Genomic DNA, 6,575 nt, shown 5'->3' with positions numbered 1-6,575 from the left:
ACCGCCGCCACAACTGCGCCCGTCCCCGACGCGGCCACCGACCAACTGGAACAGCAGCTGATGCGCAAGGTGTCGCGCCATTTGCTGGGATTTTTATTCCTGCTGTTCGTGTTTTCCTTCCTCGATCGCATCCATATTGGCTTCTCCGGCTTGACCATGATGCGTGCCATGGGCTGAGCAGGCGGGGTATAGTAGCGATCTGGTACGCTGCGCCGATGGCGATTGTACGGGCCTGTAGTGCAGCGACGACGGCCGGCAATCCACCTGGGACGGGTGGGCAATTGTGCGCCCGGTATCGCGCGGCGCAGGTATTGTCGCTGCTGGCGCGCAGCCAGGCACGTTTTGCCTGTTGCGCCTGGCCGGTCCCTGGATGGGCAACTGGCAGCCAATGCAGGCGGACAGGTGGCGGCAGCGCTGGCCTCGGCTGACATCGCCCAATCAAAGTGACAAGGAGATAATATGAGCGACATCGAACGCGATCATTTATATACTGAGCGGTGCATCACCATGGGCGGCGTCGCCAGACAGCGCGCGGCCTGGCTCCTGGTGCAGAGCGCATGCTAGGCGCCGGCTACCAAAGCGGTTTTGGCAACGAATTTGCCACGGAAGCCGTGCCCGGCGCCTTGCCGCAGCGGCAAAATTCGCCGCAGCAAGCGCCCCTGGGCCTGTATGCAGAGCAATTGTCGGGGACGGCCTTCACGGCGCCGCGCGCGCAAAACCGGCGCTCCTGGCTGTACCGTATCCGCCCGGCCAGCCAGCATCCGCCGTTCACCCTGCTGGAGCATCGCCGCATCGTCAGCGATTTTCACGCCATGCCGCCCACGCCGCCGAACCAGTTGCGCTGGGACCCGCTGCCGCTGCCCGACGGCGCCACATCGGTGGACTTCATCGAAGGCTGGCAGACGATGGCAGGCAATGGCAGTGCCGAAGCGATGAGCGGCTGCGCCATCCACGTGTATGCGGCCAACCGTTCCATGCAGCGTTTCTTTTATTCGGCCGATGGCGAATTGCTGGTCGTGCCACAAGAGGGACGCCTGGCGATTGCCACGGAACTGGGCTTGCTCGAGCTGGAACCGCAGGAAATCGCGGTGATTCCCCGCGGCGTGCGCTTCCGCGTGACCCTGCCGGACGGCCAGGCGCGCGGCTATGTGTGCGAAAACTTCGGCACGGCCTTCCGCCTGCCGGACATGGGCCCCATCGGCTCGAACGGCCTGGCCAACAGCCGTGATTTCCTCACGCCGCGCGCGGCCTATGAAGATATTGATGGCGAGTGCGAATTGCTGGCCAAGTTCGGCGGCCATTTGTGGCGCACGACGCTCGACCATTCGCCGCTGGACGTGGTGGCCTGGCATGGCAATTACGCGCCCTACAAATATGATTTGCGCCGCTTTAACACCATCGGTTCGATCAGTTACGACCATCCCGACCCGTCGATCTTCCTCGTGCTGCAGGCACCCAGCGAAAACCCGCTGTTAGGCGCCATCGACTTTGCCATTTTCCCGCCGCGCTGGCTGGCCGCAGAACACACGTTCAGGCCGCCGTGGTTCCACCGCAACGTGGCCAGTGAATTCATGGGATTGATCCATGGCGTGTACGATGCCAAGGCAGCCGGTTTCGTGCCGGGCGGTGCCAGCCTGCACAACTGCATGTCCGGCCACGGTCCCGATGCGCAAACGTTCGAAAAGGCTTCCTGCAGCGACACGAGCACGCCCGTCAAAGTGGCCGACACCATGGCTTTCATGTTCGAGACGCGCACCATCCTCAAGCCTACGCCCTTCGCGCTGGAGGGCGGCCTATTGCAAAAAGACTATTTCGAGTGCTGGCAAGGCTTGCACAAGCATTTCGATTCGAAGCAGTGACAGGCACGCGGTTCGACTAACTCAGGTGGTCAGTGCGGCAGGCACACGCGCCCGGCCACGCTGGCCACGCCATCGCCTGCATGCGCGCGCAATTGCAGCAGCAACAGGGCCACTCCCAGCATCAGCGCGGCAGCGCAAAGTTTCTTGTGCATCGTCTTTCCTGTTTTCACGTTTGTTGGAGGTTTGCGGGCATATTATTGCCGAAATTCAGCGTGCGGACGGAGTAACTGCCAAGCGTGCTCTACAATTATGTATCTTGCGCATCCGCGCCATCTGAATTGTATGCATAGTATGTGAAGGGAATGACAAGCCTGTGACTTCCAAGCCGATCAAGATCGCCGCCACCGTCGTCGTGGCACTCGCCGCTGGGGCCGGCATTTACACGTTCACCCGTCCGGCCGCTACTGCCGCGCCCGGCGCCCCGGCTTCGGGCACCCCGGCCGCCGCGCCGCAAGCCACCGTCGACACGGCCGCCGTGGCCAGCCAGTTCCGCGACTTGCTGGGTAATTTCCGCAAGATCATCGTGTTGCTGGCCGACGAGCAAAGCTTGCCCGATGGCGCGCGCGACGAAGCGAGAAAAGTAGGGCAGGCGCTGTTCCATGAAAACCAGGAACGCATCGCCAAGCTGGACACGGCGCTGGACCAGTTGATGGTGCCTACGAATCCAGGCCGCTTCGAAGCGCTCGACAGTCTGTTGACGTATATCGAATCCGATCCCGGCCTGTACGACGCCGACCGCCTGGCCTTCCGCGAACTGCTGCAAAGCATGCTGGCCGACGTGGCCAAGGATAGCTCCTTGCCGGCGATCAAGCTGCACAAGCGCATTTCCGAAGATCTGGATGCGCTGGGCGAGATCGAGCGCAATTACGAGAAGGAAATCCGTCAAATCTTCGGCAGCCTGGGCCAGCGCGCCATCGAACTCAAGCGCGAGCGCTGGGACGATTACGTGGCGCAGCTGAAAAAGCTGTACAGCCGCGAACAGATTTTGAAGGACAACGGCATCGTCGTGCCGTATGCTGTTCCTCCGGCCCCGCCGTCAACTGGCACGGTGCCGGAAGCCAAGCCCACGGCAAAAAAAGTTGAGGCGGAAATCTTCGGCCTGGGCTTGCCAAAGAAAACCATCGTGCTGACCTTCGATGACGGCCCGCACCGCCGTTACACGGAAGAAATCAGCGCCATCTTGAAACAGTATGGGGTGCCGGCCGTGTTTTTCAACGTGGGACGCAACCTCGGTAGCCTGGATGCGGAAGGCCACGCCAAGCTCAACGCGGGCGCGGAAGTGAGCCGCAAGCTGATGAAAGAGGGCTATGCCGTGGGCAACCACAGCTTCAGCCACGCACAATTGTCGAAACAGACGGGCGACAAGCTGAAAGGCGAAATCCTCGGCACCGATACTCTGTTGAAAGCCATCAGCCCCGAGCGGGCTGCGCTGTTCCGCTTTCCGTATGGCGCGCGCAACAGCGAAGGCATGGCTGCGCTGGCCGATGCCCATTTGAAATCCGTGATGTGGAATATCGATTCGCTGGACTGGGCCGACCCCGTGCCCAGCTCCATCACCAACCGCGTGCTGGCCTCCGTTGACAAGGCGGGGCGCGGCATCATTTTGTTCCACGATATCCACGAACGCACGGTGAAAGCCTTGCCGGCCGTGCTAGACAAGCTGATCGCCGAAGGCTATCAATTCGCCGGTTGGAATGGCACCAGCTTCCAGGTGGCGAAAAGCACGGCGCCCGCACCCGAGAAAGTGCCCGTCACCACGGGTTACGCCAATTCCTGGGCCGTCGTGATCGGCATCGACGATTATGCCAAGTGGCCAAAACTGCAATACGCGGTGCGCGATGCGCAAGGCATACGCGAAACGCTGATCGAGAAATTCGCGTTTGCGCCAGAGCGCGTCGTGACCCTGAAGAATGGCGAAGCGACGCGCAACAACATCCTGGCCGCCTTCCACGACAAGCTGGCCCATGGCGGCGTGCAAAAGAATGACCGCATCTTCGTCTTCTTCGCCGGCCATGGCGCCACGCGCAAGCTCAGTTCGGGACGCGACCTCGGCTATATCGTACCCGTCGATTCCGATCCGGCGCAGTTCGCCACGGATGCGATTCCGATGACGGAAATCCAGAATATCGCGGAAAGCCTGACGGCCAAGCATGCGTTCTTCGTCATGGATGCCTGCTACAGCGGCCTGGGCCTGACACGTGGCGCCGGTTCCAGCTCCTTCTTGCGCGACAATGCCAAGCGCATCGGCCGGCAAATGCTGACGGCCGGCGGCGGCGACCAGCTGGTGGCCGATGGCGGGCCGAACGGCCACTCCGTATTTACGTGGACCCTGCTGCAGGGTTTGGCGGGCAAGGGCGACCTCAACGGCGACGGCTTGATCACGGCCACGGAACTGGCGGCCTACGTGGCGCCGGCCGTCTCCAGCGTCTCGAACCAGACCCCCGCGTTTGGCAGCCTGCCCGGTTCGGAAGGGGGCGATTTCGTCTTTGAATTGCCGGGCGAGACGGAATTCCTCAGCCCGAATACGACGCAGTTGTCGACGGAAGCCATTGCCCTGAACAGCAAGCTCGACGCCAAACCGGCCGCCGCCAGCGTGACGGTCAAGGATTTGCAGGGCGGCGAACAGAAGATCGTCACGCCGGGCGCCGTGCCCACTTCGACGCGCCAGCTGGCGCAGCGGGCCAACGACCGTGGCTTGCAGCTGTACAAGGAGAAACAGTATGCGGCGGCGGAAGCGCAATTTACGGAAGCGCTGAAATTGCGTCCCGATTTCGCGCTGGCGGCCAACAACTTGGGCTTTGTCTTCTACAAGCAGGAAAAATACCGCGAAGCGGCCCGCTGGTTTGAAAACACGGTCAAGATGGACCCGTCGCGCGCGATTGCCTACCTGAACCTGGGCGATGCATATGCCAAGGCTGGTGATGCCGCCAAGGCCAGGGCCGCGTACAAAACCTATCTGGAACTGGCACCGACGGCCTCGATGGCGCCGGCAGTGCGGCAAAAGATGGAGAAGCTTTAATCTTGCCCATCGTCCACGTGTTTGCCTGCAGCGGGCGCTTTGCCAGTCCGGAAGCGCTGCAGGCTTACCTGTCGCCCACGTACACGGACGATGGCGATACCGTGCCGTCGCCATTTTTCCTGGAAACAGGGCTGAAGCACTACGAGCCAGCCTGTGTTGAAAGCGCGACTCTGGCATCGCCGGTGCCGCTGGCACAGTTGCTCGACGGCGTGTCGTATGGCGACAGTTGGCTGGCGCAGGCCAGCGCAGACGCGGACGCGCAGGGTTTGCTGGCCGACACGAGCATCTGTGTATTTGCGCCGAATCAACTGGCGCACCCGCAGCGCAGTTCGCTGCATTACGTGGGCAGCTACCGCTACCGAGTGGATTGATCGCCGTCCTGGCGTGCTTCATGCAAGAGCTTGTTGACGGCCGCCAGCAGGCTGGTGCCCGACGTGGTGATGAAGCGGGCACCGGCCGCCTGCGCTTCCGTGCCGAAGCTGGCGACCGTATCTTTGCTGCAATACACCACGATGGGCAGCTCCGGCTGCACTTTCCGTACTTCGCGCACTGTGCGCACGCCCGCATCCTTGAGACGACGACCGCTTTCCATCCGCGCCATGTCCGTGATGAGCAGCGCGTAGCGCTTCTGCTGCAGCATCGCCAGCGCCTGGCGCGTTGATACGGCTTGCTCCACCTTGATGTTTTCCCGTTCCAGCTGTTCCACCAGCAAGGTATTGTTGCGCGGATGGTCGTCCAGCCACAGCACCAGGCTGGCCGGCTTGTGCGCCAGCGGCACGCCGGCCAGGGCCGTGACGGCCGCGCCCCCGTCCGGCGGGCGGGCCAGCAGCAGTTGCGTGATCGCTTCCTGCATGTCTTCGAGCGACATTTGCTGCAAGCGGCTCAGTTCCGTCACGTCGATTTCCTTGCCGCTCTCCAGGCGCACGGAGTCGTTCTTGACGAGGCTGTCGGCGCGCTTGATCATGATGGAGAGATAAATACGCGTCAGCAGGTAGCCGATCAAAAAACCATGCACGGAAAAGAACAGCATGATGCCGCCCACCACGGCCATGGCCGTGGGCGTGTCGGTGCCCAGGCTGGGCGCGATGAAGGCGGCCATGCTGTGCGCGCTGCCGGGCAGGCTTTTGAGCTCGATCAAGCCCACGCCGACGATGATTTTCGTCAGCCAGTCCGACACTTCCACCAGATTGGAATTGATTTCCATGAGCGTGGGCGCGCCCTGGAACAGGGTATTGGCGGGATTGCCGGTGGCCGCATCGGCACCTGCGGGGGGCTGCGCCGCGTTGACACTACCCGAAGGCTGGGTGCGCGGTATGCCGAACAAAAAGCCCAGCAGCATGCCGCTGACGCAGATGCTCAGGCTCCACAGTAGGGCCGGCACGGCGTGGTAGTGCGGTGGCAGCAGGGCGCCGGCCAGCACGGCCAGCAAACCCGCCAGCAAGATGAATAACAGGATATAGGGCAGGACGTCGCGCTTGCGCACGGCCGCCGTGGCGGTTTTCCTCGCTTTGCCGGTGCGCTCGCCCAAGTCCACGCTTGCTCCTTGAAAAATGCTGAATCCAGGCGACCAGCCTGCCGCGTATATATTGCGCAGGAACCCATACCGACATCATAAAAACTGGAGACGCGATGCGATTGAGAAAACGCAAACAGCTGGCTGCTTGTGCGCTGGCGCTGCTGTCCATGGAGGTCAAGGC

At 62.2% G+C, this 6,575-nt stretch carries 5 protein-coding genes; 3 read left to right on the top strand and 2 right to left on the bottom strand.

What is annotated here, in order from left to right:
* Positions 1–557: 557 nt before the first annotated feature.
* Positions 558–1,859 carry a homogentisate 1,2-dioxygenase gene (gene hmgA, locus K0F85_RS09610; protein WP_219115815.1) on the top strand — a complete coding sequence of 434 codons (1,302 nt, stop codon included), beginning with the start codon at positions 558–560 and terminating at the stop codon, positions 1,857–1,859.
* A gap of 29 nt (positions 1,860–1,888) precedes the next feature.
* On the opposite strand, the gene K0F85_RS28675 is transcribed toward hmgA, so the two are convergent.
* A complete protein-coding gene (locus tag K0F85_RS28675) occupies positions 1,889–2,011 on the bottom strand; it encodes a hypothetical protein (protein ID WP_257572655.1) in 123 nt (40 codons plus the stop codon).
* A 161-nt stretch (positions 2,012–2,172) separates the two neighbouring features.
* Between K0F85_RS28675 and K0F85_RS09605 the strand changes: the two genes are divergently transcribed.
* Positions 2,173–4,878 (top strand): polysaccharide deacetylase family protein, encoded by a 2,706-nt coding sequence (locus K0F85_RS09605; RefSeq protein WP_219115814.1) that lies wholly within the window; start codon positions 2,173–2,175, stop codon positions 4,876–4,878.
* Between the two features lie 2 nt (positions 4,879–4,880).
* A complete protein-coding gene (locus K0F85_RS09600) occupies positions 4,881–5,249 on the top strand; it encodes an immunity 22 family protein (RefSeq protein ID WP_219115813.1) in 369 nt (122 codons plus the stop codon).
* Here the strand turns inward: K0F85_RS09600 and K0F85_RS09595 are convergent.
* Complete coding sequence (locus tag K0F85_RS09595; RefSeq protein ID WP_219115812.1) at positions 5,234–6,412, bottom strand: response regulator; 1,179 nt, start codon at positions 6,410–6,412, stop codon at positions 5,234–5,236. The two genes, K0F85_RS09600 and K0F85_RS09595, sit on opposite strands and share 16 nt — an antisense overlap.
* Between the last annotated feature and the right edge of the window lie 163 nt (positions 6,413–6,575).

The organism is Janthinobacterium sp. UMAB-56 (assembly GCF_900095265.1).
In the GTDB taxonomy this organism is placed as follows: Bacteria; Pseudomonadota; Gammaproteobacteria; order Burkholderiales; family Burkholderiaceae_D; genus Janthinobacterium.
This window is presented reverse-complemented; position numbering and strand designations above follow the sequence as displayed.

Excerpts from the sequence above, each read along its gene's own strand:
- hmgA (WP_219115815.1), top strand. The coding sequence starts at position 558 with ATGCTAGGCGCCGGCTACCAAAGCGGTTTTGGCAACGAATTTGCCACG.
- K0F85_RS28675 (WP_257572655.1), bottom strand. The coding sequence starts at position 2,011 with ATGCACAAGAAACTTTGCGCTGCCGCGCTGATGCTGGGAGTGGCCCTG.